Origin of the sequence: Burkholderia sp. Bp9031 (genome assembly GCF_003857965.1) — a bacterium.
Lineage (GTDB): Bacteria > Pseudomonadota > Gammaproteobacteria > Burkholderiales > Burkholderiaceae > Burkholderia > Burkholderia ambifaria_A.
In genome coordinates this window covers 139,547-165,645 of sequence record NZ_QTPW01000008.1, presented here as the reverse complement: position 1 = coordinate 165,645, position 26,099 = coordinate 139,547, and the positions used below count along the sequence as shown (strand labels likewise).

At 67.8% G+C, this 26,099-nt stretch carries 28 protein-coding genes; 13 read left to right on the top strand and 15 right to left on the bottom strand.

Annotated features, from left to right (window positions below; all coding sequences use genetic code 11):
- Nucleotides 1-41 precede the first annotated feature (41 nt).
- From tssF to DIE15_RS13505, 6 genes are all read right to left on the bottom strand, one after another.
- Nucleotides 42-1,922, bottom strand: coding sequence for a type VI secretion system baseplate subunit TssF (gene tssF / locus DIE15_RS13530; RefSeq protein WP_124833509.1), 1,881 nt, complete (start codon nt 1,920-1,922; stop codon nt 42-44).
- 24 nt (nt 1,923-1,946) lie between these two features.
- Nucleotides 1,947-2,174 (bottom strand): DUF4158 domain-containing protein, encoded by a 228-nt coding sequence (locus tag DIE15_RS13525; RefSeq protein ID WP_244104840.1) that lies wholly within the window; start codon nt 2,172-2,174, stop codon nt 1,947-1,949.
- A 155-nt stretch (nt 2,175-2,329) separates the two neighbouring features.
- The gene (locus tag DIE15_RS13520; protein WP_124833508.1) at nt 2,330-3,331 is read right to left on the bottom strand and encodes a bifunctional enoyl-CoA hydratase/phosphate acetyltransferase; all 1,002 of its coding nucleotides are present in this window, start codon (nt 3,329-3,331) and stop codon (nt 2,330-2,332) included.
- A complete protein-coding gene (locus DIE15_RS13515; protein ID WP_124833507.1) occupies nt 3,328-5,148 on the bottom strand; it encodes an alpha/beta hydrolase in 1,821 nt (606 codons plus the stop codon). The genes DIE15_RS13520 and DIE15_RS13515 overlap by 4 nt, the downstream gene beginning before the upstream one ends.
- 82 nt (nt 5,149-5,230) lie before the next feature.
- Nucleotides 5,231-5,977: an acetoacetyl-CoA reductase gene (gene phbB, locus DIE15_RS13510; protein ID WP_124833506.1), complete on the bottom strand. Its 747-nt coding sequence runs from the start codon at nt 5,975-5,977 to the stop codon at nt 5,231-5,233.
- Nucleotides 5,967-6,506 (bottom strand): hypothetical protein, encoded by a 540-nt coding sequence (locus tag DIE15_RS13505; protein ID WP_124833588.1) that lies wholly within the window; start codon nt 6,504-6,506, stop codon nt 5,967-5,969. Before DIE15_RS13505 ends, phbB begins: the two co-directional genes overlap by 11 nt.
- A gap of 190 nt (nt 6,507-6,696) precedes the next feature.
- On the opposite strand from DIE15_RS13505, the gene DIE15_RS13500 reads away from it, so the two are divergent.
- The 4 genes from DIE15_RS13500 to DIE15_RS13485 all read left to right on the top strand — a co-directional run bounded on the left by DIE15_RS13500 (nt 6,697) and on the right by DIE15_RS13485 (nt 10,147).
- Nucleotides 6,697-7,536: a universal stress protein gene (locus tag DIE15_RS13500; RefSeq protein WP_057926958.1), complete on the top strand. Its 840-nt coding sequence runs from the start codon at nt 6,697-6,699 to the stop codon at nt 7,534-7,536.
- An 8-nt stretch (nt 7,537-7,544) separates the two neighbouring features.
- Entirely contained in the window at nt 7,545-8,744 is a 1,200-nt protein-coding gene (locus tag DIE15_RS13495; protein WP_124833505.1) for an acetate/propionate family kinase, read from the top strand.
- A 69-nt stretch (nt 8,745-8,813) separates the two neighbouring features.
- The gene (locus tag DIE15_RS13490; protein ID WP_057926960.1) at nt 8,814-9,317 is read left to right on the top strand and encodes a universal stress protein; all 504 of its coding nucleotides are present in this window, start codon (nt 8,814-8,816) and stop codon (nt 9,315-9,317) included.
- On the top strand, nt 9,314-10,147 hold the full coding sequence (locus DIE15_RS13485) for a universal stress protein (protein WP_057926961.1): 834 nt from the start codon (nt 9,314-9,316) through the stop codon (nt 10,145-10,147). The genes DIE15_RS13490 and DIE15_RS13485 overlap by 4 nt, the downstream gene beginning before the upstream one ends.
- A gap of 64 nt (nt 10,148-10,211) precedes the next feature.
- On the opposite strand, the gene DIE15_RS13480 is transcribed toward DIE15_RS13485, so the two are convergent.
- Complete coding sequence (locus DIE15_RS13480; protein WP_057926962.1) at nt 10,212-10,682, bottom strand: universal stress protein; 471 nt, start codon at nt 10,680-10,682, stop codon at nt 10,212-10,214.
- 247 nt (nt 10,683-10,929) lie between these two features.
- Between DIE15_RS13480 and DIE15_RS13475 the strand changes: the two genes are divergently transcribed.
- The 3 genes from DIE15_RS13475 to fnr all read left to right on the top strand — a co-directional run bounded on the left by DIE15_RS13475 (nt 10,930) and on the right by fnr (nt 14,774).
- Nucleotides 10,930-12,927, top strand: coding sequence for a PAS domain-containing sensor histidine kinase (locus tag DIE15_RS13475; RefSeq protein ID WP_124833504.1), 1,998 nt, complete (start codon nt 10,930-10,932; stop codon nt 12,925-12,927).
- Nucleotides 12,924-13,571, top strand: coding sequence for a response regulator transcription factor (locus DIE15_RS13470; RefSeq protein WP_124833503.1), 648 nt, complete (start codon nt 12,924-12,926; stop codon nt 13,569-13,571). Before DIE15_RS13475 ends, DIE15_RS13470 begins: the two co-directional genes overlap by 4 nt.
- A gap of 429 nt (nt 13,572-14,000) precedes the next feature.
- Complete coding sequence (gene fnr, locus DIE15_RS13465) at nt 14,001-14,774, top strand: fumarate/nitrate reduction transcriptional regulator Fnr (RefSeq protein WP_057926965.1); 774 nt, start codon at nt 14,001-14,003, stop codon at nt 14,772-14,774.
- Between the two features lie 25 nt (nt 14,775-14,799).
- Here fnr and DIE15_RS13460 read toward each other — a convergent pair whose 3' ends face one another.
- On the bottom strand, nt 14,800-15,789 hold the full coding sequence (locus DIE15_RS13460) for a zinc-dependent alcohol dehydrogenase family protein (RefSeq protein WP_124833502.1): 990 nt from the start codon (nt 15,787-15,789) through the stop codon (nt 14,800-14,802).
- A 173-nt stretch (nt 15,790-15,962) separates the two neighbouring features.
- On the opposite strand from DIE15_RS13460, the gene DIE15_RS13455 reads away from it, so the two are divergent.
- The 5 genes from DIE15_RS13455 (at nt 15,963) to DIE15_RS13435 (ending at nt 20,683) form a co-directional block, all read left to right on the top strand.
- Nucleotides 15,963-16,970 (top strand): Acg family FMN-binding oxidoreductase, encoded by a 1,008-nt coding sequence (locus DIE15_RS13455; protein WP_124833501.1) that lies wholly within the window; start codon nt 15,963-15,965, stop codon nt 16,968-16,970.
- 19 nt (nt 16,971-16,989) lie between these two features.
- Entirely contained in the window at nt 16,990-17,343 is a 354-nt protein-coding gene (locus tag DIE15_RS13450) for a c-type cytochrome (protein WP_124833500.1), read from the top strand.
- Nucleotides 17,344-17,365: 22 nt separating this feature from the next.
- Nucleotides 17,366-18,370 (top strand): TIGR00730 family Rossman fold protein, encoded by a 1,005-nt coding sequence (locus DIE15_RS13445; RefSeq protein ID WP_124833499.1) that lies wholly within the window; start codon nt 17,366-17,368, stop codon nt 18,368-18,370.
- A gap of 138 nt (nt 18,371-18,508) precedes the next feature.
- Nucleotides 18,509-18,724, top strand: coding sequence for a hypothetical protein (locus DIE15_RS13440; RefSeq protein ID WP_057926969.1), 216 nt, complete (start codon nt 18,509-18,511; stop codon nt 18,722-18,724).
- Between the two features lie 189 nt (nt 18,725-18,913).
- Nucleotides 18,914-20,683, top strand: coding sequence for a SulP family inorganic anion transporter (locus DIE15_RS13435; protein WP_124833498.1), 1,770 nt, complete (start codon nt 18,914-18,916; stop codon nt 20,681-20,683).
- A 94-nt stretch (nt 20,684-20,777) separates the two neighbouring features.
- Here DIE15_RS13435 and DIE15_RS13430 read toward each other — a convergent pair whose 3' ends face one another.
- The 6 genes from DIE15_RS13430 to DIE15_RS13405 form a co-directional block, all read right to left on the bottom strand.
- A complete protein-coding gene (locus DIE15_RS13430) occupies nt 20,778-21,017 on the bottom strand; it encodes a hypothetical protein (protein WP_124833497.1) in 240 nt (79 codons plus the stop codon).
- 55 nt (nt 21,018-21,072) lie between these two features.
- On the bottom strand, nt 21,073-21,723 hold the full coding sequence (locus DIE15_RS13425) for a BON domain-containing protein (protein WP_124833496.1): 651 nt from the start codon (nt 21,721-21,723) through the stop codon (nt 21,073-21,075).
- Nucleotides 21,724-21,771: 48 nt separating this feature from the next.
- On the bottom strand, nt 21,772-22,206 hold the full coding sequence (locus tag DIE15_RS13420) for an Hsp20/alpha crystallin family protein (protein ID WP_124833495.1): 435 nt from the start codon (nt 22,204-22,206) through the stop codon (nt 21,772-21,774).
- A gap of 177 nt (nt 22,207-22,383) precedes the next feature.
- A complete protein-coding gene (locus DIE15_RS13415) occupies nt 22,384-22,659 on the bottom strand; it encodes a DUF1488 domain-containing protein (protein WP_124833494.1) in 276 nt (91 codons plus the stop codon).
- A gap of 34 nt (nt 22,660-22,693) precedes the next feature.
- Nucleotides 22,694-23,167, bottom strand: a complete 474-nt coding sequence (locus tag DIE15_RS13410; protein ID WP_057926974.1) for a universal stress protein — start codon at nt 23,165-23,167, stop codon at nt 22,694-22,696.
- A gap of 226 nt (nt 23,168-23,393) precedes the next feature.
- Nucleotides 23,394-23,834 carry a hypothetical protein gene (locus tag DIE15_RS13405; protein ID WP_124833493.1) on the bottom strand — a complete coding sequence of 147 codons (441 nt, stop codon included), beginning with the start codon at nt 23,832-23,834 and terminating at the stop codon, nt 23,394-23,396.
- Nucleotides 23,835-24,195: 361 nt separating this feature from the next.
- Between DIE15_RS13405 and DIE15_RS13400 the strand changes: the two genes are divergently transcribed.
- Nucleotides 24,196-25,800, top strand: coding sequence for a bifunctional aminoglycoside phosphotransferase/ATP-binding protein (locus DIE15_RS13400; RefSeq protein ID WP_124833492.1), 1,605 nt, complete (start codon nt 24,196-24,198; stop codon nt 25,798-25,800).
- A gap of 60 nt (nt 25,801-25,860) precedes the next feature.
- Here DIE15_RS13400 and DIE15_RS37650 read toward each other — a convergent pair whose 3' ends face one another.
- Nucleotides 25,861-26,037, bottom strand: a complete 177-nt coding sequence (locus DIE15_RS37650) for a hypothetical protein (RefSeq protein ID WP_244104841.1) — start codon at nt 26,035-26,037, stop codon at nt 25,861-25,863.
- Nucleotides 26,038-26,099 lie beyond the last annotated feature (62 nt).

Here is a 26,099-nt window from a genome sequence, read left to right as displayed (position 1 = left end):
AAACACAACCTTTCAATTTCCCTTCTTTTCGGACTACGCCATCAAACCGGGGCCTGCACGCCTGGACAAGGTCCGCCGTGTCGCAACGTCGCGCCGGTATTGGCCGACTGCAGCATGATTTGCACGAAGCTGGTGGTCGGCACGTAGGACGCGAAAAGTCGGTCCAAGACGCGCCCCAACCCGTCGAGGCTGAACTGGGCCATGCGCTGTTCGTCGATCACGAGCGAGATCTCCAGTCCCTGGGCAAACGCGGAAGCGGGTTTGCCGGGCATCCAGCGTCGCACGCGCTCGACCGATAGTGAGACCAGCGCGTCGAATCGGCGGCCGGCGTCGGGAGCGGCCATCGCAAAACGAGTGCACATCCGCTTGAACTGTGGGAGACCATCAGCGTTGAGCCGTATTGCCTGCGGAACGAGCCAGGACAGCAGCTCCCACAGCTCGCCGTTGCGGAATGTCGGCGCACGGCTCGGACTCGGCGCGTCTAATAGCGAGATGTCGATACCCGTGTCGCCGTTGCGCGGTGCCAGTTGCAGCTCGCGGATACCGGCCAGATCGCCATTCGTGCAAGACAGTGTGACATTGATCTGCCGCTGCCCCTCGGGAGCGGCCGGTTCACAATTTGGGCCCACCAGCGCCAGTTCGAGGCCTCGCAGTGCGTCGTCGGTCGCGGCCGCTGTCGATTTCGGCAAGGCCTCCTGACCCGGCTTCAGCGGCCCGGACGCCGCTTTCGGCGCGCGTCGGGCTTCGTCGCGCAGCAGCATCCAGTACACGCCGGCCGTCGCGTCGACGGCGTGCTGCAGCGACTCAAACCGCGGGAGGATCAAGGAGCCGTGTGCGGTGAGCTGACGAACCTGATCAACCGACCAAACTTCGGCTTTCGCCATCGCCTCGAGCGCCAGCGGCTTAAGCGCGTAGTACGCCAGACCCGCCCGGGTTTCGATCGGTTCGGCGTCGCTGGAGAACAGGTTGATCACCGGAGTACAGAACGGCTGGAGATTCTCGGCCGAGACCGCCGCCAGCCGCTGGGAGCGATGTGATTCCGGATGAATACCGGTCACGGCCAGATGAAACGTTATCCGTCGGGCTGCACCTGCCTTCCGTTTCAAGCGAGCGAGATTCAGATCAAGACAGTCGAAGCGAGCCGGGAAAGCGCAGTACTCCATGAGCAGATGAAACGGCGCCACCGAACCGTCGCGAGGCATCGGAAGCAGCGCATCGGCGTCGTCGAAACCGCCGGCCGTGAGAGGCATGTCCACCCGGGTCCAGCGACCATTGCCGTCGAACTCGACGAATGCGCGCGCCGCGTGCAGCAGGATACCATCGGCCAGTGCCGCGACAACATCCCTTGTACCGGCCATATGCAATCGCAATACGTCCGGCGCGATTGTGAAAAGCGCCGCTGGCGACGTGAGTTCCAGCGTGAAGGAAAAAAGGCCGGTGGTGTCTGGCGGCAGGCTCGCTTGCATCGGCGCCACCGCCGATGTCGTGTAGTGTGCGGCCGAAACGGCCAGCGGCACCAGCGTGATATCCGCGGCGGCACGGAACACTTGCCGAGCGACCGGCGTCAGCAGTTGGGTGCCGCGTGGAATAACACGCGGTTCAGTCTGTTCGGTCGCGCCGTTAAGGGAAAATCGTGCGATCGCGCAGGACGGAAACGGACGTAGGAACGCGCCATGGAGCGTCTCGAGCAGGCCATGCGTAAATGCAGGTACATCGTCCTCGAGCCGAATGTCGTGCTGCGCGGACATCAACGCGAACGACTGCAGGAGCCGCTCGACGTGCGGATCTTCCGAATGCTCCCCAGTGATTGCTAGGCGAGCCGCGATCTTGGGGTAACGCCGCGCGAACGGTTGCATCGAACGGCGCAAGAGCGCCATCTCGCGTTCAAAATGCGGCAGCAGGTCCTCAGGTTCGATAGCCATACGCGTTTCGCGTCACCACACTGATCATGCGGCGACACGGTCCGAAAATGAGACTGGGCGATCCAGCGTGTGGCCGCTGGCCCGCAGAAAAACGAGTTGGATGGCGACGCCCGCACGGTGATCGCGCCGGAAACGCTCGTTGATCGCGTCCACGTCGCTGTCGCTCAGCGCGAAGTAACGCTCGACGTCGAACTCCGACAGTCGCGCGGGCAAGCGATCCTGCCCCACATACCGAAATTCCAGGCCTGGCATCAAGTGCCTCCCGTCACGGTCGCAATGGGAAATTGCGGGCAGGTAGCTTACCGCAGATCATGGTCGGAACTGCCGACGAGAGTCGGAATCTGCCGTGAAGCCTTGCTACATAAGGCTTTCAGGCGAAACCGCCAGATTTTGCACGAAAAGGACGATTACCCCGTTGAAAGGGTGCCCGGCTGGTTGGCCTGCGCTAGCAAGGCCGCGAGCGCGCAGGACGCGACCCGGGCCGCGACACTGTCGGCGCGGCTCGTCAGCACGATCGGCACGCGCGCGCCCACGACGATGCCCGCGTTCGCGGCACCGCCCAGGTATTCGAGCTGTTTGGCGAGCATGTTGCCCGCTTCGATATCGGGCACGACCAGGATGTCGGCGCGGCCGGCAACCGGAGAATCGATTCCCTTGTCGCGCGCGGCCCGCTGCGAGATCGCGTTGTCGAACGCGAGCGGGCCGTCGACGATCGCCCCGGTGATCTGGCCGCGCTCGGCCATCTTCGCGAGTGCCGCCGCGTCGAGCGTCGAACGCATCGCCGGATTGACGGTCTCGACCGCGCACAGCACGGCCACGCGCGGGCACGCGACGCCCAGCGCGTGCGCGACGTCGATCGCGTTCTGCGTGATGGCCGCCTTCTGCGCGAGATCCGGCGCGATGTTTACCGCCGCGTCGGTCAGGATGAACGGCCGCCGGTAGGCCGGCGTCTCGATCAGGAAACAGTGAGACATGCGCTTGTCCGTGCGCAGGCCGGAGCCCGCGGCGACAACCGCGCCCATCAGCTCGTCCGTATGCAGGCTGCCCTTCATCAGCGCGCCGGCGCGGCCGGACGTGGCGAGTTCCACCGCGCGGGCCGCCGCCGCATGGCTGTGCGGTACGTCGTCGATCGTCCATTTCGCCAGATCGACGCCCGCCTCGTCCGCCAGGCGCAATACCTTCTGTCGCGGCGCGACGATCAGCGGCTCGATCGAGGCCCCCAACGGCGAAGCGTCGATCGCGGCAAGCGCGACAAGACTGGCCATGTCGCACGGGTGGACGACGGCCACCGTGAGCGGCGGCGCATGGCACGCACGCGCGATCAGTTCGGGCAGCTCACCATTCGCGCGCGGCAACAGGCCGGGCAGGCACGCGCCTTCGGGCGGGTCCGGAAGCAGGCCGCTGTTCATGTCTGAAGCACGTAGCTGCCGGGCGCCGCAGCGAACCCGGCGGCCGGCACGCGTGCCGGCACGTCGCCCGACGAATGCGCGCGCAGCCAGTCGCGCCAGCACGTCCACCACGATCCGTCGACGGCGGGCGTTTCGCTCAGGAAGTCGTGCCGGCTGCGGTAGGGCGCGCCCGGCTCGCGCGTCGCGCAGCGATAGTGGCGCCCCGGATGGCCGGGCTCCGACACGATGCCGGCATTGTGGCCGCCGGACGTCAGCACGAACGTCAGCGCGTGGTGCGTGAGCAGATGGAGCTTGTAGACCGAATGCCACGGCGACACGTGATCGCGCTCGGTGCCGACCACGAACGTCGGCACGTCGAGATCCGACAGCGCGACCGGCCGCCCGTCGACGCAGTAGCGGCCGGCCGCGAGATCGTTGTCGAGAAAGAGCCGCGTCAGGTATTCCGTATGCATGCGATACGGCATGCGCGTGGTGTCCGCATTCCACGACATCAGGTCGTTCGGCTTCGTGCGCGTGCCGAGCAGGTATTCGCTCATCATCCGCGACCAGATCAGGTCGCGCGCGTTCAGCAGTTCGAACGCGGCGGACATCTGCGCGCCGTCCAGGTAGCCCTGCCGCCACATCAGCGCGTCGAGTGCGGACAGTTCGCTGGCGTCGATGAACAGGCCCAGTTCGCCGGGTTCGCTGAAATCGGTCTGGGCCGCCAGCAGCGTAACGGAGCGCAATGCGTCGTGTTGCCGCCCGTCGCGCGCGAGCGCCGCCGCGCCGATCGCCAGCAGCGTGCCGCCGAGGCAATAGCCGACCGCATGGGCGGCTTCGCCGCAGATCGACCGCGCGGCATCGAGCGCCGCCATGCAGCCGTCACGCAGATAATCGTCGAGCCCGAGCTCGCGCGCATCCGCGCCCGGATTGCGCCACGACACGGCAAACACCGTGTAGCCGGAATCGACGAGGAAGCGGATCAGCGAATTGTGCGGCTGCAGGTCGAGAATGTAGTACTTCATGATCCACGACGGCACGATCAGGATCGGCTCGCGGGCAACGTCGGCCGTCGTCGGGTCGTATTGCAGCAACTCGCACAGCGCGTTGCGCCAGACGACGCGGCCCGGCGTGATCGCCACGTCGCGGCCCGGCAGATAGGCACGCGCGTCGCGGGCCCGCGTGCCGCTCGTGCGATCGAGCCACGCGTTCGCGTCGTCCAGCCAGTGCCGGAAGCCGGCCGCGAGATTCGCGCCGCCGCTACGCATCGTCGCATCGAGCACGACCGGGTTGGTCGCCAGGAAATTGCCCGGCGAGCACGCGTCGAGCCACTGTCGCGCGGCGAACCCGACCAGTTCCTCATGGTGCCGTTCGACGCCCGGTACGCCGCGCGTCGCGTCGCGCCACCAGCGCTGGATCGACAGGAAGCCGTCGCGATACGCGCGAAACGGCCAGCCGTCCCACGCGGGCGCGGCGAAACGCGGATCGGCCTCACCGGCATGCACGGCGAGGCCGCTCGTGTCCGCGTCGTCGGCGTCGTCCTCGCGCCGGCTTGCCGCCGGTGCAATGGCAGCCAGCCACGCCTGCGTCGCGAGCTCGAAGCATTTCCCGGGCGCCACCGCCAGATGCGTGCTCCAGTCGAACATCGCCAGCGCCAGCGACACGGGCGACAGCCCGAACGTCATCACCGCCACGTTCGCATGCGCGGCGCGGTTCCATTGCTCGGCAGGCGTTGTACCGGCTTGCGCGCATTCGGTCGCGCCCGACTCGGGCTCACCCGCGCCCGACGGCCGTATCGATTCGTGCCCGTCCGGCCCGGATGTGACGAACGCTTCCATCAGAATTTGCTCCGAGAAACCCCGCCCTTTCCCCAAGGAGACTTCCGTCGGGGCGTATGGCGGGGCGTGGCGTGGGAAGGCGTCAACGCATGTGCATCCCGCCGTTGATGTCGAACTCCGCGCCGGTCGCGAAAGCACCCGCGTCCGAGCACAAAAAGGCCACGAGTTCGGCGATTTCTCCCGGGTCGCCAAGACGACCGACCGGAATCTGCGGCAGGATCTTCGTGTCGAGCACCTCCTTCGGCACCGACTCGAGCATCGCGGTCGCCAGATAGCCGGGCGCAACCGTGTTCACCGTCACGCCGTGGCGAGCAAGCTCGAGCGCCAGCGCCTTCGTGAAGCCATGAATGCCGGCTTTCGCGGCCGCGTAGTTCGCCTGCCCGTATGCGCCGCGCGAACCGTTCACGGAGCCGATGTTCACAATCCGCCCGAAACCGGCTTCGATCATGCCCGGCACGAACGGCTTCGTCATGTTGAACATGCCGTCGAGGTTGGTGCGCAACACCGCATCCCACATGCTCTTGGTCATCTTCACGAAGGTCGCGTCGTGCGTGATGCCGGCGTTGTTGACGAGCACGTCGACACGCCCGAACTCGGCCAGCACGTGTGCCGCGCAGTGCTGGCACGAATCGTAATCGGCCACGTCGACCTCGAACGCATGGAATGTCCGGCCCGCTTCGCGTTCGCGCGTGAGCCACGTCGCGACGTGGTCGTTGCGTTCCGTGTGCGACACCGCCACCGTCATGCCGGCATCGTGCAGACGCCGGCTGAGCGCGGCGCCGAGGCCGCCCATCCCGCCCGTCACGAACGCGACACGCTTAGCGCACATCGTCGGTCTCCCGTGCGCCGGTCATGCCGTTCAGGCGGCGGCCGGCAGCCGGCGCGCCGTCGTTTGCGCCTGCCGCGTCCTCGATCCCGCGCTCCAGTGCCGCCATCCAGTCTGCCCACGGCATGCTGGCTTCGTTCACCACGGCCAGCCGTCCCAGATCGGGCAGCCAGTCGGTCTGATAACGCGACAGCGCACCTGCGCCGTATTCGCGCAACCAGGTGCGCCATACTCCCGCGCTCTCGTACTGCGCACGCATGCACAGCTCGGCGGCATCCTGCCAGAGCGCGACGCTCGCGATCGCGTAGTCGCGCATCGTCTGCCGGGTCGCTTCGCCGAAGGCCGTCCATTCTCGCGTTTCCGCGAGCGCCTGCTGCATGTGGCACACCGCGACGCGGTCCCGTTCAATGCGGCGCCCTGCCAGCGCATGCCATTCATGCTGCCAGTCGCGGTTCAGCGCGACCATGCGCAGCGCGAAATCGCAGCCCGCGCGGCAAAGGTCATTCGGTGTCGTCAAAGCGTACGTGCTCATCGGCTTTCCTCCTTCGATCCGATCCATCGGTTGGCATCCCGCCTCATGCCGCCTGCCCATGACCGGCATCGCGACCGCATCACTTTGCGGCCACCGCGCACGGCAGCCGTTGATCTGAGTCAAGCGCGCGGAAACCCTGCTTCGTAGACTGGATTGCACTGGCGGATCACCCGTCGATGGAGCGATTCCGATGAGCTACAAGAGCATAGTCGTGCACCTCGATACGAGCGCCCGGGCGCATTCGCGTCTCGAGTTCGCGTTGCGCCTCGCCCGGCGCTTCGGTGCGCATCTGACCGGCCTGTTCGCGGTCTACACGCCCGAACCGCATTCGTTCTACGTGATGGCAGGGTCCGCCGATTACTTCCGCGAGCGCCGCGAGCAGCGCGACGAACGGCTGGCCGCGCTGGAACGCCTGTTCCATGCGGAGACCGCTCGCGCCAAAGTGCCGGCTGCGTGGGTTCGTGCGGACGAGCGCGCCAATACGGCCGTGCCGCATGCCGCACGCCTTGCCGATCTCGTGATTGCCGGCCAGAGCGACCCGAACGACCCCGAGACCTATATCGACGACCAGTTTCCGGAGAACCTCGTGTTATCAGCCGGCCGTCCGGTGCTCTTCGTGCCGTACGCCGGCGAATTCCCGTCGATCGGCGAACGGGTGTTCGTCGCATGGGACGGCAGCCGGGAAGCGGCCCGCGCCGCGCACGACGCGATTCCGTTTCTCGAACATGCGAAGCGCACGACGGTCGCCGCGGTGGTCGACGGCGATTCGGAAGCGGCGACCACGCGCATTCCAGCCGCCGATGCCGCGCTGATGCTGGCGCGCCATGCACGCGACGTGACCGTGCTCGACATCGATACCGGCGACGGCCCGGCGGTCGGCGACACGTTGCTGTCGCGCGCCTATGAAACGGGTTCCGACCTGCTCGTGATGGGCGCCTACGGCCATCCGCGCTGGCGCGAGCTGGTGATGGGCGGCGCCACGCGCACGGTGCTGGCGTCGATGACGCTGCCGGTGCTGATGTCGCACTGAGCCGGCCGATGCGTACGCTCGCGCTGCTCGTCGTCAATGCCGGCTCGTCGAGCGTGAAGTTCGCGATCTTTGCGTATCCGCCGCACGGCGATCCCGTGCGGCGGCCGCTGCACGACGGCGAGGCGGTCACGGCCGGCAACGGCGTGTCGATCCGCTTCGATGCCGATCCGGAGGGCGCGCTGCCGCTCGTCACGGGCGATCCCTACCGTGCCGTGCTCGCGCAGATCGCGATGTGGATTCGCGTGCGGTTGCCGCACATCACGCTGGGCGCGATCGCGCATCGCGTCGTGCACGGCGGCGCGCGGTACGTGGAGCCGGTGATCGTCGACGCTGAAGTGATGGACGCGCTGCGCACGCTGACGCCGCTCGCGCCGCTGCAGCAGCCGCACAGCCTGGATGCGATCGACGCGCTGCGCGACGCGTTTCCGGACGTCACGCAAATCGCCGTGTTCGACACGGCGTTTCATCGCACGCTGCCGCGTGTCGAGCAACTGCTGCCGTTGCCGCACGCGTGGTTCGACCAGGGCGTGCGCCGCTACGGATTCCATGGCCTGTCGTACGAATACCTGGCCGTCGCGCTCGACGAGTCGTTCGGCTCGCGTGCGCATGGTCGCGTGATCGCCGCCCATCTCGGCAGCGGCGCGAGCCTGTGCGCGATGCGCGACTGCCGCAGCGTCGCGACGACGATGGGCTTCTCCGCGCTCGACGGACTGATGATGAGCACCCGCTGCGGGACGCTCGACCCCGGCGTCGTACTGCACCTGCTCGAGGCCGGGAAGCTGTCGGGCGACGCACTGGGGCACATGCTCTATCACGAGTCGGGACTCAAGGGCGTGTCGGGTGCGTCAGGCGACCCGCGTGTGCTGCTCGCGTGCGAGGCGGCCGGCGATACGCTCGCGCGCGACGGGCTGGCGCTGTACGTCCATCGCATCGTGCGCGAAACCGGCGCGCTGACCGCCCTGCTCGGCGGCCTCGACATGCTGGTCTTCACGGCCGGCATCGGCGAACACTCGGCGCAGTTGCGCGAGCGGATCTGCGCGTCGCTCGGCTGGCTCGGCATCGCGCTCGACGCGCAGGCGAACGCCGCCCATGCGCATGTCGTGTCGTCTGCGTCGAGCGCGGTCACGGTGGTCGTCGAGCCGACCAACGAAGCATGGGCCGCGGCGCGTGCCGCGGTGCGCGTGCTGCGCGGCAACCGCGACGCTTGATCCAGATCAGCGCGATCGGCGCGCGCGCGCCGATGATGATTTCATCGACATCCGTTCAAGGGAAACGCCATGTACTCGAACATTCTGGTTGCGCTCGACGGCAGCGATACGTCGTCCCGCGCACTCGACGCCGCGCTGAACCTCGCGTCGGAGACGGGTGCTCGGCTGACTCCGGTCTACGTCGTCGATTTCCTGGTGCCGGCCTACGACACGTACGGATACGATCCGTCGATCCTGATCGACGCATTCCGCGAGGAAGGGCTGCGCGTCACGGAGGATGCGGCCAGGCGCATGAAAGCCCGCGACGTGGCCGGCACGCCGCAGATCTCCAACGTCGCGCCGGCGGGTGAAGATGTCGCGCAACGGATCGCAAGTTTCGCCGGCGAGATCAACGCCGACCTGATCGTGATCGGCACGCACGGCCGGCGCGGCTTTCGCCGCGTCGTTCTCGGCAGCGTGGCCGAGCGCGTGCTGCGCCATGCCACGTGTCCGGTCCTGATGATTCCGGCGAGCTGCGCAGCGAAAGCGCCCGCCGAAACCACCGCGGCATCAACCGAAAAGGAGCCGTCATGAGCTACAAGACCCTGCTCGTCCATCTCGACGACAGCGAGCGCTGCAAGACGCGCGTCGACCTCGCGCTCGAACTCGCGGGACGCTGGAATGCCCACCTGATCGGCCTCTACTTGGTCTGCCAGGACCTGTTGGAGCCGTTGCGGCGGCCCGACGAACCGCTGAAGCTGGCCGTCTACGAACGCCTGTGCGAACAGCGGCGCAAGGAAGCGGAAGAAAGATTCCTGATGGCCGCCGAACGCGCCGGCCGCAGCGTCGAATGGCAGGCGCCGACCGGCGAAGCGACCGCCGCCGCGGTCCTGCATGCGCGCCACGCCGACCTGCTGGTGCTCGGCCAGGAGGATCCCGACGACCGTATGACCTATGTGGCCCGCCATTTCGTCGAGGATGTCGTGATGGGCAGCGGACGTCCGGCGATCGTCGTGCCCTACGCGGGCGACGTGCGCACGCTCGGCGAGAACGTGCTGATCGGCTGGGACGGCGGGCGCGAGGCCGCGCGTGTGATGTCCGATGCGCTGCCGCTGCTCGCCCGCGCGCGCTTCGTCAACGTCGAGACGGTCTCCCGCGGGCATCCCGATCCGGACAAGACGCCGGCGGGCGTCGATGTCGCCGCGTATCTCGAGCGGCACGGCATTCGCGCGTCGTTTTCCACCACGCCGCGCGAACGGTCGGTGAGCGTGGGCGCGACGCTGCTGAACCGGGTGACCGACCTGCATGCGGACCTGCTGGTGATGGGCCTGTACAGTCATGCCCGCATGCACGAACGCGTGCTGGGCGGTGCGACGCGCACGATCCTCGAGACGATGACGGTGCCGGTCCTGCTGTCCCACTGAGCAAGTGAAAACGGGCAGCCGCGTGCGGCTGCCCGTTTCTCGCGAAGCCTCGCCGCCACGACCGTCACAACATGCCGGCGCACGCGCCCGGCCCCTCCCGTACGACCAGCACCGGCCGGTCCGCGATGCGCACCAGCGATTCGGCGACGCTGCCGAGCAACGCACGGCGCACGCCGCGACGACCATGCGTGCCCATCACGATCAGGTCCGCATCGCATTCGGCGGCGGCGCGCGCCAGCACGTCCGATATATCCTGGCCGCACGCGTCGATCGTTTGCGCGATGCCGCGCACGCCGGATAGCTGAAACGCTGTTTCCGCGTCCGAGACCGCGATCGCGGCCTTGTCCGCGTCCAGCCCGGCCGGGTCGCGCTGGTCGATATAGCCGCTGTCGACGTCGGCCAGCCGGGGCGCATCCGATACCACGCACATCGCGATGACCAGGCTGCCCGATTCGCGGGCGAGCGAAATCGCCTCGTCGAGCGCGAGCCGTGCACCGCGGCTGCCGTCGAGCGCCGCGAAGATCCTTTGGTACATGATGCCTCCCTGCCGTCGTCCGGGGTCGATGGGTTCGTCAAGCCAGTCTGATCCCGGCGCGCGCCGTTCCATTGACACGGGTCAAGCGCGCGCGGCGCCGCCCGTCCGCATCGGTCCCGATTGGCGAGCGTCGATAGAACGCGCACAATTCGGGCAACATCGCAGTTCCGGCCCGTCCCGCTTTTCGTGCCTCGCGTCCGGCCCGCCGCCAGCCGGCCGCCGACGAGATTCGTCAGGATGAACGGCAATGACAGTGCATGCGCCCTCCTTCAAGGCCGAACCTGCCCCCCAACGGATTCGGCCCGCCCGACACGCAGCGATGGCCGCGCTGCTGACGCTGGCGCTCGGCCTGACTGCCACGTTTGCGGCATCCCGATTGCTGCAGGACGCGGCCCAGCAAGCCGCCCACGCACGGTTCGAGCAAACCGCGACACTCGCGACGGCCGACCTGCGGCGCAGCCTGCTCGGCGCTGCTGCCATATTGCGCGGCGCGCGCGGCTTCGCGTCGACACTGGCGCCGCCGCAATCGGGGGCCGCATGGCGCGGCTATCTCGCGAGTCTCAATCTGGACGGTTTGCAATCGCCCGTCCGCAGCCTCGGAAGAATCGAGCCCAGCGCCGCGATCGACGATCAATCGACGCTGCAGGCGCTGCAGCGGGCGACAGAAACCGGCAAGGTCGCGCTGGCTGCGAACGCGATCCAGGACAGCACCGGTGCGACGATCGCCCGGACGGAACTGACGCTCTACTTGCCGATTTATGCGAATGCTGAAGACGCGGCTTGGTCCGGGCCCCGGCACGCGCGCGCGACCGGATATGTTTACGCGTCGCTGAATCCGGAGCGTCTCGTCGGTTCGTCCGTACTCGATCGGCTGCGTATGGAAATCCTGGCCGACAATCCGGCGGCCCCCGTGTTTTCCGGCGGCTTCGGCGGCGGCGACGCGTCCTCCGACGGACGCGACCTGTTCAGGCGAATCGATTCGCTGACGTTCGGCGGCACGCCGCTCGCGCTGCGCTACAGCGCGCCGCGTGCCGCCCTGTCCGGCGCCGCGATGGCCGTGCTGCTGACCGGCGTCGCGCTGTCGCTGACGCTGGCCGCGCTCGTGCGGCAGGTCGTCTCGAAGCGCTCGCTCGCCGGTATGCACGGCGGCGACAGCCCGCCCACCGAGGCGCGGATGATGGCCATCATCCGGTCATCGATGGAGGCCATCATTACCGTCGACGAAAACCAGACGATCGTGATCTTCAACCCGGCCGCCGAACGCGTGTTCGGCGTCTCCGCGATGGAGGCGATCGGTGCGCCGCTCGCCCGCTTCATCCCCGAGCGCTTTCGCGCCGCGCATTCGAAGCACGTCGAGCAGTTCGGCGTGACGGGCGTGTCGGAGCGGCAGATGGGGCGGCAACGCGTGCTGTTCGGCTTGCGCGGCGACGGCACCGAGTTTCCGATCGAAGCGTCGATCTCGCAGATCCGCGACGGCACAAGCAAGCTGTATACGGTCATGCTGCGCGACGTCACCGAGCGGGTGCGCGCGGAAAACGCGCTCAAGCAGTCGCGCGAGGAACTGCGCGACCTGTCCGCCAACCTGCAGAAGGTGCGGGAGGAAGAGAAAACGCGGATTGCACGCGAACTGCACGACGACCTCGGTCAGCAGCTCACCGCGCTCAAGATGGACCTCTCCGCCGTCGAACTGGGGCTCGCGGGCGTGGTCGCCCCCCATACCGGCGTGCGCGAGCAGTTGAGCGGCATGCATCGCCTGATCGATTCGACCGTTGCATCGGTCCGGCGCATCGCGGCCGATCTGCGGCCGGTGATGCTCGACGACCTCGGTCTCGTCCCGGCGATCGAATGGCTGGCGAACGATTTCACGCGCCGCTACAGGATCACGGTCGACCGCGACATCGTCCCCGTCGATACCGCGTTCACCCACGCCGGCGCGACCACGCTGTTCCGCATCGTGCAGGAGGCGCTGAACAATGTCGCGCGGCACGCCGACGCGACGCACGTGACGCTCGCCTTGAAAGTCGAAGACGGCTACTGCATGCTGCGCATCGCGGACAACGGTCACGGCGCGCCGGAAGACGGCCGCGACGTGCGCGATCGCCCGTCGTTCGGGCTGATCGGCATCCGTGAGCGCGCGCACATGCTCGACGGGACGGTAACGATCGACAACCGGCCGGGAGCGGGATTCACGATCACCGTGGCGCTGCCGCTTCACGCCATCCAGCAAGGAGATGTGCTGTCATGATCAGGGTACTCATCGCCGACGACCACGCCCTCGTCCGGGACGGCCTGCGGCACATCCTGCAGAACGCCAGCGGTTTCGACGTCGTCGGCGAGGCGCAGGACAGTGCTTCGACGATCGCGCTCGTGCGCGACACGCACGCGAACGTGCTCGTGCTCGACCTGTCGATGCCCGGCCGCAACGGCGTCGAACTCATCAAGCAGATCAAGGACGAGAAGCCGGCACTGCATATCCTCGTGCTGACGATGCATGCCGAGCAGCAATATGCGGTGCGCGCGTTCCGCGCGGGCGCGTCCGGCTACATGACCAAGGAAAGCGCGAGCGCCGAACTGGTCGCGGCACTCACCAAGATCGCGGCCGGCGGCGTCTACGTCAGCCTGACCATGGCCGAGCAATTCGCGCAGAGCCTGAACGAGCCGACCGATCTCCTGCCGCACCAGCGGCTGTCGGACCGCGAGTTCGACGTCTTCCGGCGCGTGACGACCGGCGAGTCGATTTCCGAAATCGCGCAGGCGCTCTGCGTGAGCGTCAAGACCGTCAGCACATACAAGACGCGGATCCTCGAAAAGATGCAGATGCCGAACGACACGGCACTCGTGCGCTACGCGATGCGCCACAAGCTGTTCGACGACCCGGACGAGCTCTGACGGCGGCATCGGGCGCGGTCGAGCCCCCGCGCCCGCCCGGATTTCCCGAACGCATCGGTGACGCCGGCCACGCCGGGGCGGCGGCAACCCGCCCGCCGCCGGTGCCCGGCGCACGTCGGCGACGATCGCGACAAGTTGTCGCGCCCCTGTAGGAAACCTCCTACAACACTTCCATCTCACCTACCGCAACTTCAATTCCGGCTGATTTTCTTGACGTCGCGCAACATCCATACTGCATCTCAAGAAAAGCAAACAAGCGTGCCTCCCGGAGCAAAGGCAGCATCACGGAAGAGATCGGCGTATCGGTCTCCCTGCGCGTCCGATGGGGCTTTCCCGACAGGAAGGCGGCAGAGACCAAGGCCGCCGGTACAACGGTCAGCGCGACCCCGCCCGACGGCGCACCGCCGCTGCCCCGAACTGGAGCCGATCATGCAAAGCAGTGCCGAAGTCTCGACGACCATGCCGTCACGCCCGTTCATCCCGTTGCATCGCGTCGAGCCTGCAGACCAGCCGAAGCGCGCCGCATCCCGCTGTTCGACGTGCGCACTGCGTACCGTCTGCATGCCGCCCGATCTTTCGCCTGACGATTTCGAGCGCGTCGACGCGATGATCTGCACGACGCGCCACGTCCGGCGCGGCGAAACCCTGTTTCGCGCGGGCGATACGTTCAACAGCATCTATGCCGTGAGAACCGGGTCGTTCAAGACCATCGTGATGCATCGCGACGGCGACGAGCAGATCACCGGCTTCCAGATCGTCGGCGAATCGCTCGGGCTCGACGGCGTGCACACCGGGCACCACAACGGCGACGCGATCGCGCTCGAGGACAGCACGGTCTGCATCATCCCGTTCGGCCAGCTCGAGCAGATGTGCCGCGAAGTGCGACCGATGCAGCACCACGTGTACCAGATGATGAGCGGCGAGATCGTGCGCGAATCCTCCCAGATGCTGTTGCTCGGCACGATGACCGCCGAGCAGCGCGTGGCCGCGTTCCTGCTGAATCTCTCGTCGCGCTTCAAGGCGCGCGGCTACTCGGCTGCCGAATTCGTGCTGCGGATGACGCGCGACGAGATCGGCGAATATCTCGGGATGAAGCTCGAAACGGTCAGCCGCATGCTGTCGAAGTTCCAGCACAAGGGGCTCGTCGCGGCGCAGGGCAAGCAGATCCGGATCGTCGATTCGGAAGGCCTCCGGCAGATCTGATCGTGCCGCGGGAGCGTCGGGGCGATCAGCCGCGCATGCCCAGCACGGCGGCCCCCGACACGCGCCCGCCGCGCAAGTCGTCGAGTGCGCGGTTCGCGTCGGTCAGTGCGTAGCGCACGGCCTCGACCTGCAGCGGCATAGCGGCGGCGATCCGCATGAATTCGACCGCATCCGCGCGCGTCAGGTTGGCCACCGACGCGATGCGGCGCTCGCCCCACAGCCACGCATACGGAAAGCCCGGGATGTCGCTCATGTGAATGCCGCCGCACACGACGATCCCGCCTTTGTCGACCGCACGGAGCGCGGCCGGCACCAGTGCACCCACCGGCGCGAAGATCAGCGCGGCATCGAGCGGCTCGGGCGGCGCTTCGTCGCTGCCGCCGGCCCATGCGGCACCCAGTGACAGCGCGAGCTGCTGCGCGACCGTATCGCCGGGCTTCGTCAACGCAAATACCTTGCGCCCTTCGCCATGCGCGACCTGCGCGACGAGATGGGCTGCGGCACCAAAGCCGTAGATCCCGATGCGTCGGGCGTCGCCCGCCATGCGCAAGGTTCGATAGCCGATCAGGCCGGCGCACAGCAACGGCGCGGCCTCCAGATCGGAATAGCGCTGCGGCAGATGCACGCAATAGCGATGATCGGCGACCGCGCACTCGGCATAGCCGCCGTCGATCGTATAGCCGGTAAATCGCGGGTTGTCGCAGAGGTTTTCGCGGCCGGATGTGCAATACGCGCAATGCCCGCACGTCGAGCCGAGCCACGGAATACCCACCCGGTCGCCGATGGCAAAGCCGGTCACGCCTGCGCCCGGTTCGCGCACCGTTCCGACGATCTCATGCCCCGGAATCAGCGGCAGCTTCGGCTGCGCAAGCTCGCCGTCGACCACGTGGAGATCGGTCCGGCATACGCCGCACGCGTGTACGTCGATCAGCAACTGGCCCGCCGCGGGCGCCGGATCCGGCACGTGCGCCTCGCGCAAATGCGGCGTCGTGCCGTCAAACATCATCGCAAGCATGCTCGCCTCCCCGCGCGATCGCTGTCGCGCGCTTCGCTTCCAGGGCTGATCGTCGCGCATGGCGCGCGCACCGCCCGGTGACGCGCGCTTGATGTGGGTCAACGGCCGCCGGACGGTTGCTGACACGATGAAGTGGCGTGACGCCGCCAGCGCGGCGACCTGGAGACGATCAAATGATATCCGTTCCCCCACTTGCCGCAAGCGCCCATCCCGGCCTTCACCTGAGGTCGCTGCTGGGCTATGCGGTGCTGGCTCCGTCCAGCCACAATTCCCAGCCGTGGCGCTTCCTCGTCAACGGCACCACGATTTCGGTCTGTGCGGACCGCGTTCGCGCGTTGCCCGTGGTCGATCCGTTCGATCGCGAGCTGATCATCAGCTGCGGGGCGGCGTTGCTCAATCTGCGTGTCGCGCTCAATCATGCCGGGCTCGCCCACACGATCAGCACGTTTCCGTCCGAAGTCGACCCCGATCTCCTTGCACTCGTCCGGGTTTGCGACGACGGCTATTCCGACGCGTCCCTCGGTGCGCTGTTCGATGCGATTCCGGAGCGCGTCACGACGCGCGCGCCGTTCGAATCGAGCCCCGTGCCCGAAGACCTCCAGCGCGAGCTGATCGCGGCCGGCGTCGCGGAAGGTGCCGACATCGCGTGCGTCGACTCGATCGCGCACCGCGCACGCGTCGCGGAGCTCGTTGCGGAGGCGGATCGTCAGCAGTTCGCCGACCCGCGCTTCCGGCGCGAGCTGGCGAGCTGGATCGATCCGCGCCGGCACGACGACGGCATGCCGGCATTCGCGGCCGGCGTGCCGGCGTTGCTCGATTTCGCGGCGCCGGTCGTGACGACGGCGGTACGGACCTTCGATCTCGGCAACGGGCTCGCCGCGCTGCATCACCAGCTCGTCGGCGCATCGCCGTTGATCGTATGCATCGCGACCGTGCGCGACGATCGCGAAGCGTGGCTCGCCGCCGGCCAGGCACTGGAGCGGATCCTGCTCGTCGCGACGCGCGCGGGCTATACGGCGTCATACCTGAACCAGCCGATCGAGACGGCCGGGCTGCGCGCCCACCTGTGCCACATGCTCGGGCTGCGCGGCGAGCCGCAGTTGCTGCTGCGCGTCGGGCGCGGCCCGCACACGCCGCATTCGCCGCGTCGCCCGCTCGACGACGTGATCTCCTTCTCCTGATCTCGACAAGGAAACGAACATGAGCATCCTGCGTTGCGCCGCCTTCTGCGCGATGACCGCGATGGCCGCGACGGCCGGCATGGCCGGCATGGCCGCCGCGCAGACGGCCGTGCCCGAGCCGACCGACCTCGTCAACGCGCAGCACTGCATGTTCTGCCATACGAGCGACATGACGTTCCTCGGGCCGTCATTCCACGAGATTGCGCAACGGTATCGCGGCGATCCGAATGCCGGCGCGGAACTGGAGCGCAAGCTGCGCGTCGGCGGGCGCGTGCACTGGGGCGACACGCCGATGCCGTCGGCGATCGATCGCGGCGGGCCGCTGTCCCCCGACGACGCGCATCAGCTCGTGCAATGGGTGTTGAGCCAGTGAGCCGCGCGCGTCCCGTCCATTCATGTCGACCCTGACCAAACGCGTGCCCGCCGGCACGGCGCGAGACGTCGCGACGATCGCGAAGGCGCGCGGCAAACGGCCCGCCACGCGGCCGGATGCCATCGTCGGCAACGACGGTAGCCGACGCATCCCGCGTCGCACGCGACGCGTCGCCAAAAAACCAACCTGCTCGACTGCCGATGAGGATGCGGCGCTGCTGCGGCGCGCGGGCATGCGAGGCATCCGGCTGCAACTCGACTACTGGAAAGCCGAAGAGCGCCTGCAGAACGAACGCATCGGCCATGCGGTCGTGATCTACGGCAGCACGCGCATCGTTGCGCCGTCCGTCGCGAATGCGCGGCTGGACGAAGCGAATCGCCTGCTCGCCGAGCGCCCGCACGACGCGGGCCGGCGCCGCGCCGTCGCGGCCGCCAGCCGGCTCGTCGAGCACAGTGGGTATTACCGGGCCGCGCGCGAATTCGGGCGCATCGTCGCGCATGCCGACCGCTGCACCCGCACTGCGCGGCTCGCGATCGTGACGGGCGGCGGCCCCGGCATCATGGAAGCCGCCAACCGCGGCGCCTACGAGCGCGGCGCACCGAGCATCGGCTTCAATATCGAGCTGCCGCGCGAACAGGCGCCGAATCCGTACCTCACGCCCGATCTCTGCTTCCGGTTTCACTACTTTGCGATCCGCAAGCTGCACCTGCTCGAGCGCGCGAAGGCGGCCGTCTTTTTCCCCGGCGGCTACGGCACGTTCGACGAGCTGTTCGAGGTGCTGACGCTGCTGCAGACGCGCAAGATCGCGCCGTTGCCGGTCATCCTCGTCGGCGAGGCGTACTGGCGCCGCGCGGTCGACCTGGCGTTTCTCGCGGACGAAGGGATGATCGACCGCCGCGACCTGGAGCTGTTCACGTATTGCGAATCCGCCGCGCAGATCTGGCACGCGATCGGAAGCTGGTATGCGCAGCGTCGCGAACGCATGCCGGCACGCTGCGATCCTGCTTCGAAGCGTCGCGCCGTGTAGGAATCCGCCGACGGCATCTGCACGATTCCTACCGCAGCTTCGGGCAAGGCTGATTGAATCGCCCCGTGACGGCGACGATACTGAAATCACCAAGAACGGTTGCACGACCAACCGATCGCAGGCACGAGGAGAGACGTCATGTCACACGCCAGCTACCGCACCGACCCGGACGATCCGTCCGGCGCAGCCACACTCGACACGCAGGCACTCGTCGCACTCGCTCGCGACGCCGGCATGCTCGTGATACTCGACGGCCAGATCGGGCGCGAGCGGTACGAAAGCGTGACGGGATCGATCGCCACGCTGGCCCGCTTCGCCCAGGCGCTGCAGTTGTCGGTGCTCAAGGCCGCGTGACGCCGAGTGTGGCCGTGCCGCGACGCGGCGGCAGGCTCCGCTCGACGGCATCGGCCACGGCGTCTGACGCGATGGTCACGCGCGTACCGTCGTCCCGTACGTCTGTCGACACCGGCTGCATCCATATGAACGCGCGCTGGCCGGAGCGCGTCCTGCCTTTCACCCGGATTGCTCCCGGATGAGACTGCGATGAACCGGCCCCTTTCCGGACGGATCGCCCGCATGCTGCCGGGCGTCGCGCTGCTCGTGAACTACCGGCGTGCGTGGCTTTCGCGCGACCTGTACGCGGGGATCGCGCTGTCGGCCGTGCTGGTGCCGGTCGGCATGAGCTACGCGCAGGCGGCCGGGCTGCCCGCCATCACCGGGCTCTATGCGTCGATCGCCGCATTGCTCGCCTATGCCCTGCTCGGCCCGAGCCGGATCCTCGTCCTCGGTCCGGATTCCGCGCTCGCGGCACTGATCGCGGGCGCCATCGCGCCGCTCGCCGACCACGACCCGCAGCGCGCGATCGCGCTGTCCGGCGCGCTGGCGCTGTCGGCCGGCACGCTCTGCATCCTGCTCGGTGCGCTCGGCCTCGGCTTCGTTACCGATCTGCTGTCGCGCCCGATCCAGTACGGTTACCTGAACGGCATCGCGATCGCGCTCGCGCTCGGGCGGCTGCCCGAGCTGCTCGGCATGCCGGTATCGGGTGGCGATGTGTTTTCCAGCGTTCCACGTGTCGTGCATGCGTTCGTCGACGGTCGATTTTCCGTCGATGCCGGCCTGCTCGGCATCGCCGTGCTTGCTGCCATCTTCCTGATGCAACGCGCGATGCCGCGCCGGCCCGGCGTATTGATCGCCGTGCTGGCGGCTACGCTCGTCGCTCGCCTCGCGCCCTTGCACGGGATCGCGACGGTCGGCGCGTTGCCGGCCGGCATGCCTGCCCCGCATCTTCCGGTCGTCTCGCTCGCCGACGTGAGCGCGCTCGCGTCCGGCGCGATCGCCGTCGCGCTGGTGTCGTTCGCGGACATCAGCATGCTGTCGCGCGCGCTGTCCGCACGGGCGGGCGATACGCCAGAGCGCAACCAGGAGCTGATCGCACTGGGCGCGGCCAATCTGCTGGCCGGCGTGACGCAAGGCTGCGCGGTCAGCAGCAGCGCGTCGCGCACACCGGTCGCGATTGCCGCCGGCGCGCAAAGCCAGGTCGCGAATCTCGTCGCGGCCGCGTGCATCGCCATACTGCTCATTGCCGCGCCGGCGCTGCTGACGTTCGTTCCGCGCACGGCGCTGGCCGCGGTCGTGATCTACGCGGCGTTCGGCATCGCCGACGTCCGCAGCGTCGTGCGGCTGTACCGGATGCGCCGCGGCGAATGCCTGATTTCGGTGCTGTGCTTCGCCGGCGTGATCGGCCTGGGGGTCGTGCCCGGCATCCTGCTCGCCAGCGCATTGTCGCTGCTGTCGTTCGTGTGGCGGGCCTGGCATCCGTACGACGCGGTGCTGGGCCGGCTGACAGGCGTGCGCGGCTATCACGACATCGCGCGGCATCCGGACGCGGCGCAAACGCCCGGGCTCGTGCTGTTCCGCTGGGATGCGCCGCTCTTCTATGCGAACGTCGAGATCTTCTGCGAGCATCTGCACGCCGCGATCGCGCGATCGGCGAGCCCGGTCACGCGCATCGTGGTCGCCGCCGAGCCCGTCACCGACATCGACGTGAGCGCCGCGGATCGGCTCGTCGCGCTGCACGACGAGCTCGCGGAACGCGGCATCGCCATGAATTTCGCGGAAATGAAGGGGCCGGTGAAGGATCGCCTGCGCGCTTACGGCCTGTTCGACGTGTTCGGCGCCACCAGTTTCTTTCCGACCGTGACCGATGCGGTCGCCCGTCACGTTCGACGGCCGCGACGGCATGCGCGTACCTGCAAGAGAAAGCGTGCGTCGCGCCGGCGCGTCTCGCGCAAGACGCACAAGACGACGCGGTAGACCGCCGGCGCACGAATCGATGCGACAGCCCCGCCGCATCGCGTGCCGGAACCGAGGCCGTCGTCGACGCGACCGGCCCGCGGCACCCTTCGGTTCAGACCGTAAAGGTGTTCGACTTCTTCATCTCGATCCACGTCATCCCGACGCGCAGCCCGTCGATCGCGGCTTCGCGCTCGGTTGCATGGGTTCTGCTATGCGCGAACGTCCGCTCGCATGCGCCGTCCGGCGACTTGTGCGTCACGTGGATCCGGCAGCGGAAGCCGCCCGCTTCGGCCGCGACCGTCTCGATCGCGACCGACCAGTCCGCTTCGTGAAGTTCGCCCGAAAGTGTCATCTGACTCCCCTCCTGGAGCCGCGCGGGCGGCCCATCCATCTGCCGCCAGCCGGATTCACTCGACCACCAGGTCGTCGACGACGGCGCGCACGCCGCGCGCCGACCACGCCGCACCGCGCACGGCCTTGCGCTCGGAAAACGAGCCGACCTTGCCGGACAGCCGCACGGTGCCGTCGTGCACGTCGATCGCGATGTGCTTCGCCTCGCGCTCCGCGTGACGCATGATCGCGCGCTTGATGTTGCCGCCGATGTCGTCCGCGCCGACCGCCCCCTGTACCGCGATGTGATCGGTCACGCCCGTCACGCTGCGCATCTGCGAGATCGAGCGCACGGCCAGGTGGCTCTGGTACGCCCAGTCGACCTTGCCTGACAGCGTGATCCAGCCGCGTTCGACCTGCACCTTGACCGCATCGTCATGCAGGCCGACCGTCCAGTGCAGGACCGAACGCACCGCTTTCGCGATGTCCTCGTCGGTACGCACGTCGTCGTCCGGCAGGTGCACGGTCATGTCGACGACGAGCGCCTTGACGCCCGCCACGCGGTTCGCCGCGCGCTCGATCGCCAGCTTCTCCGCATAGCTCGGCGGGTGCCCCGAAAGCGTCACGATCCGGTCGGCCACTTCGATACCGATACGCGTTGCATCGATCGACGGGTCGGATTCCAGTTCATCCTGAACGTCCTGCTTCAACTGCTTGTCGGTTTTCATCGTCTGCTCTCCTGTGAGCCGCGGCACGCCTGTTCGCCCGTCGTCCGATCAGCTGATCGTGAGCTTCTTCTGCCCGACCGGCGCCTTCTTCGGCAGTGTCAGCGACAGCACGCCGTCCTGATACGTCGCCGTCGCGTTCGCCTCGTCGATTTCCGCGGAAAGCGAGAACGACCGGCTGATCGAGCCGCTGTAGCGCTCGCGCCGAATCACGCGCTCGCCATCCTTCTGCTCGTTGTTGCGCTCGATCTTCGCGTTGATCGATACGGTGCCGCCCTTCACTTCGACATCGATGTCCTCCTTCGCGACGCCGGGCAGCTCCGCGTTGACCTTGTAGGCGTCGTCGCTTTCCGTCACGTCGATCTTCATCGACGCCAGATCGGGTTCGCCTGCAAGCGTCATGCCGCGCAGCGGCCTGAACAGCCCCTGGAACAGGTCGGAAACGGGTTCCATCGAAAACGGATCGTAACGCGTCATGTTGCTCATGGTTCGTACTCCTTCAGCAGTTGACGTTCGGCCGCCGCCTTCGCCCCGACGACGACGGACGCGATGAAGATCGGAGGCGCGGCACCGCGTGCCGCGCAAGGGACGAATAACCTTTCGGAGTCCAGCGTACCCGTGTGCACCGGCACGCGCTTGATGCGTGTCAAGGGCGACGGGCGCTCACGTGCAGAACCGGAAATAGCCGCTGTGAAGCAGGATCGGCCGTCCGCCGACTTCCTCGAGCAGGCAGCGCGCCGCACGTTCGATGGCGGGACGATGACGCGCAAAGGCGTCGACGAGGTCCTGCTCGCGAGGCGACGCCGCGCGGAAGTGATCTTCCAGCGCTTCCGCGGTGATCGCGCAGCGCACGCGCTGACCTTCGACGAGCGCCGGAAAGCTCAACGCGGGATCGAGGCCGTAATACGTCGGGTGTTCGGAAGGAAACGAGATTTGCATGATGATCACCTGGGCAGGTGACGCGGCAGCGACACTAGGCCGCCGCGACGGTGGCGCGCGCGGCATCCTCGCCGCGCACGAGCAGGACCGGGCAACTCGATGCGCGGAGGAAGCGTTCGGCAACACTGCCGAGCACCAGTCGCCGGACACCGCGCCGACCATGCGTGCCGACCACGGCCAGATCGATCGAACGGTCAACGACGTATTGCTGCAGGCGCTCCGCGACGTCCTGACCGAAATCGGTCTCGATGATTTCCGTCTCGCCGTTGACCGCCGCGCGCGAGATCGTCCGGTCGGCATCCCGCAGTATCGCCGCGCCATGCTGCCGGATCTCGTCGAGCAAGGCTTCGGGCTCCATGCGGCCGCCGTAAGCGAACAGGGTCGATTTGTCGACGACGAAAACGGCAAACAGACGCGCGCCGCATGACCTGGCCATCCTGAGACCTTCGTCGAGCGCTCGTTGCGCGCAAGGACTGCCGTCCGTTGCGACCATGATATTCGTGTACATGCGAACCTCGCTGAATGAACGGGCCGATTGCGGCGTCCGGATTCGTTTCCATCATCGGCACTCGCCGCAGGCGCGCGTTGACCGAGGTCAACGGTTTGGAACCGCATCGAAATCGGCCCGCGACCCCACGGACGGCCATCGCCCCGTGCTGGCCGAAGCCGCGTGCCGTGATCCGGGCAACCGAGAGGTGAGAGGCTGCATGGTCGAGGTGCGGCAGCATTTGCCGTTAGCGGGGCGGGTTCTCGTACGACTGGAAACCGTTCTCGATCTCGAGGATTTTCCTGGCGCACGCATCGTATTGCCACCCCGGGCCGCCATCGCTGCCGTACATGCCCTTGCACATCGCCTTGAGCCGGATCACCGAGCCGCCGTCGCCCGACGCCGCGCGCGATGCCCAGAGATAGACTTCCCCCGCCAGATGCGGTTGCGCCGTTTCGATCAGGTCGGCACTCGCGCGCGTGATTCGGGTTGACGAACGGGCTTCGACGTAGCGCCGCGTGCGGCTCCACGCACGATCGCATTCCGCCGGCGTCGAACACGGCAGCGACGCGGCCTGACGCGCAGCAAGCAGTTGCGTTTCCGTCGACCTGAATGCCCCGGTTCGGTCTGCCCCGGCACATGCGCCCAACGCGAGCAGCACACCGACCATCAACACACGTTGCTTCATCGTGAATGCCTCGTCAGGCCGTGAGTTCCGCCCGCAATCGAGCGGCGTGACCGCGCCCGACGTCAATCCCGCGCGTCGCGACGCGCATGCCGCGCGCGGTCACGGGCCTGAAACCGACTGTATTGCCGCCGTGGCAAGCACGGTTGACCTGCGTCAAGCGTCCTCCTGTGTGGCCGGCTTGATTCGTATCAAGCCGGCACGCGCGCTGCTCGGCTGCAATAGAGTCCGTCGAATCGGCGATCCGTGGCTTGCCGCACCGATCCGCGACATCGAGCAGGCGAGAACGTGCCGTTCTCGTTCGAATCCAACCCGCGGGGCGCGGCAACGCGGACGTGCGCCCCGTCCGACCGATCCTTTCATCATGTCCCGAACGCCTCACGTACCGTTCGCGCTGGGCCGCGCAAATGCACGGCGACAGGCGATGCAGTTCGAGCGCGCGTTGAATCGGCCCGCCACCTATCCGCACCCCGCAGGCTGCATCGAGCGGATCGAGACCCATCTGTCCGTCGTCTATCTGGCCGGGCGTTACGCGTACAAGCGCATCAAGCCCGTGCGCTTCGCGTTCGTCGACCTCGTGCAGCCTGCGCAGCGGCGCTGCTGCGCGCTCGCGGAGTGCACGCTCAATCGCCCGTTCGCCGGCCCGCTGTACCTGGGCGTCTGGCCGCTCGTCGCACGCGGCCGGCGATGTGCGTTCGATGCGCCGGTGCGGACCGGCGGGCGCCGGTATCGGCAGCAGACGACACCGGGCGAGTACGTGGTGCGCATGCGCCGGTTCGACGCGCGTGCGATGCTGTCGATTCGCAGCGCGTCGCACGACGAAGGGCTGGCGGATGCGGACGCCCTCGCCGATACGCTGGCCCGCCATCATCTGCACGCGCCGCGCCGTGCGCCGCGCGGTCATTCCGGCAGCGCGGCGAGCGTCGCCGCCCAATGCCGGCCCTTGCTCGACACGCTCGACGCCGCCGTGCCGGCTGAAGCCGCACTGCGCGCGTGGTACGAAGCCGAGTTGACCCGCATCGCACCGCTGCTTGCGGATCGGCATGCGCACGGTTTCGTGCGCGCATGCCACGGCGATCTGCATCTCGACAACATCGTCCGCTGGCGCAACCGGATCCTGATGTTCGACTGCATCGAATTCAACGACGCGCTGCGCTGGGTCGACGTGGCGAGCGATCTCGCGTTCGCGTTGATGGATTTCTCCGCCCACGGACGCGACGATTGCGCCCACCGCCTTCTTTCCGGTTGGCTGGCACGCACGGGCGACCATGCGGCACTGGGCGTGCTGCCGTGCTACTTCGTCTATCGGGCGCTGGTGCGCGCGCTGACCGCGCGACTGCGCGGTGACGAAGCGGCGCGCGCCCGCTATCTGCGCATTGCGTCGGCCATGGCTCATGCTCGACGCGATGCGCGACCGGTGCTGCTTCTGTGTCATGGAATGTCCGGCTCGGGCAAATCGCTGGCCAGCCGCGCGCTGGCCGAGCGACTCGGTGCGATCCGGCTGTCCAGCGACGTCGAGCGCAAGCGTTGTGCCGGTGTACCCGGCGAAACCCGTCTGTCCCGCGATGCCTATTCGGACACCGCAATCGACCGGATCTACGCAACCCTGCTTTCCGAGGCCGGCGTGGTCCTCGACAGCGGCTACACCGCGATCGTCGATGCGACGTTCCTGCGCGAACGCAACCGCACGGCGTTCCTCTCGCTCGCTGCACGGCTCGGCGTGCGCGTCGCGATGCTCGATTTCGCCGCCAGCCAGGCGACGCTTGCCGCGCGTGTCGCGGCGCGGGCAGCACGCGGGGGCGATCCCTCCGATGCCGACACCGCCGTGCTGGCCCGACAGATCGAGCATGCCGACCCGCTGACCGGACCGGAAACGGCTATCGCGATTCGTTTCGACACCGATTGCGATGCCGCGGCGTACGGAAGCCGCGCATTCTGGGCGCCGTTGCTCGCCGCGTTGCGTACGTAATCGCGACGTGCGCGTCGTGGGCAAGCGGCCCGGCCGCCCGCGCCGGGCGCCGCCGCACCGTCACGCGCGAAAACGCTGCTCCTCGATCTGCTGCAGCTTGCCGACTTCGACGACGCCGCCGAGCAGCCCCGCCGGCGACAGCGAGATGGCCGGGGAATGCGCCACCGTCAGCGGGCCGGCCATCTGGAGCGCGCAGATGCCATCGGCATCGCCGTTGAACACGTCAAAGCGCGTCATGATGCGCGACGCCCGATGGCCGCATGAGTCGGGGCAGCCATGTCATGGAACGTCTCCCTTTC

Coding starts and splice junctions, on each gene's coding strand:
- tssF (WP_124833509.1), bottom strand. CDS start 1,922: ATGGCTATCGAACCTGAGGACCTGCTGCCGCATTTTGAACGCGAGATG.
- DIE15_RS13525 (WP_244104840.1), bottom strand. CDS start 2,174: ATGCCAGGCCTGGAATTTCGGTATGTGGGGCAGGATCGCTTGCCCGCG.
- DIE15_RS13520 (WP_124833508.1), bottom strand. CDS start 3,331: ATGAACAGCGGCCTGCTTCCGGACCCGCCCGAAGGCGCGTGCCTGCCC.
- DIE15_RS13515 (WP_124833507.1), bottom strand. CDS start 5,148: ATGGAAGCGTTCGTCACATCCGGGCCGGACGGGCACGAATCGATACGG.
- phbB (WP_124833506.1), bottom strand. CDS start 5,977: ATGTGCGCTAAGCGTGTCGCGTTCGTGACGGGCGGGATGGGCGGCCTC.
- DIE15_RS13505 (WP_124833588.1), bottom strand. CDS start 6,506: ATGAGCACGTACGCTTTGACGACACCGAATGACCTTTGCCGCGCGGGC.
- DIE15_RS13500 (WP_057926958.1), top strand. CDS start 6,697: ATGAGCTACAAGAGCATAGTCGTGCACCTCGATACGAGCGCCCGGGCG.
- DIE15_RS13495 (WP_124833505.1), top strand. CDS start 7,545: ATGCGTACGCTCGCGCTGCTCGTCGTCAATGCCGGCTCGTCGAGCGTG.
- DIE15_RS13490 (WP_057926960.1), top strand. CDS start 8,814: ATGTACTCGAACATTCTGGTTGCGCTCGACGGCAGCGATACGTCGTCC.
- DIE15_RS13485 (WP_057926961.1), top strand. CDS start 9,314: ATGAGCTACAAGACCCTGCTCGTCCATCTCGACGACAGCGAGCGCTGC.
- DIE15_RS13480 (WP_057926962.1), bottom strand. CDS start 10,682: ATGTACCAAAGGATCTTCGCGGCGCTCGACGGCAGCCGCGGTGCACGG.
- DIE15_RS13475 (WP_124833504.1), top strand. CDS start 10,930: ATGACAGTGCATGCGCCCTCCTTCAAGGCCGAACCTGCCCCCCAACGG.
- DIE15_RS13470 (WP_124833503.1), top strand. CDS start 12,924: ATGATCAGGGTACTCATCGCCGACGACCACGCCCTCGTCCGGGACGGC.
- fnr (WP_057926965.1), top strand. CDS start 14,001: ATGCAAAGCAGTGCCGAAGTCTCGACGACCATGCCGTCACGCCCGTTC.
- DIE15_RS13460 (WP_124833502.1), bottom strand. CDS start 15,789: ATGCTTGCGATGATGTTTGACGGCACGACGCCGCATTTGCGCGAGGCG.
- DIE15_RS13455 (WP_124833501.1), top strand. CDS start 15,963: ATGATATCCGTTCCCCCACTTGCCGCAAGCGCCCATCCCGGCCTTCAC.
- DIE15_RS13450 (WP_124833500.1), top strand. CDS start 16,990: ATGAGCATCCTGCGTTGCGCCGCCTTCTGCGCGATGACCGCGATGGCC.
- DIE15_RS13445 (WP_124833499.1), top strand. CDS start 17,366: ATGTCGACCCTGACCAAACGCGTGCCCGCCGGCACGGCGCGAGACGTC.
- DIE15_RS13440 (WP_057926969.1), top strand. CDS start 18,509: ATGTCACACGCCAGCTACCGCACCGACCCGGACGATCCGTCCGGCGCA.
- DIE15_RS13435 (WP_124833498.1), top strand. CDS start 18,914: ATGAACCGGCCCCTTTCCGGACGGATCGCCCGCATGCTGCCGGGCGTC.
- DIE15_RS13430 (WP_124833497.1), bottom strand. CDS start 21,017: ATGACACTTTCGGGCGAACTTCACGAAGCGGACTGGTCGGTCGCGATC.
- DIE15_RS13425 (WP_124833496.1), bottom strand. CDS start 21,723: ATGAAAACCGACAAGCAGTTGAAGCAGGACGTTCAGGATGAACTGGAA.
- DIE15_RS13420 (WP_124833495.1), bottom strand. CDS start 22,206: ATGAGCAACATGACGCGTTACGATCCGTTTTCGATGGAACCCGTTTCC.
- DIE15_RS13415 (WP_124833494.1), bottom strand. CDS start 22,659: ATGCAAATCTCGTTTCCTTCCGAACACCCGACGTATTACGGCCTCGAT.
- DIE15_RS13410 (WP_057926974.1), bottom strand. CDS start 23,167: ATGTACACGAATATCATGGTCGCAACGGACGGCAGTCCTTGCGCGCAA.
- DIE15_RS13405 (WP_124833493.1), bottom strand. CDS start 23,834: ATGAAGCAACGTGTGTTGATGGTCGGTGTGCTGCTCGCGTTGGGCGCA.
- DIE15_RS13400 (WP_124833492.1), top strand. CDS start 24,196: ATGTCCCGAACGCCTCACGTACCGTTCGCGCTGGGCCGCGCAAATGCA.
- DIE15_RS37650 (WP_244104841.1), bottom strand. CDS start 26,037: ATGACGCGCTTTGACGTGTTCAACGGCGATGCCGATGGCATCTGCGCG.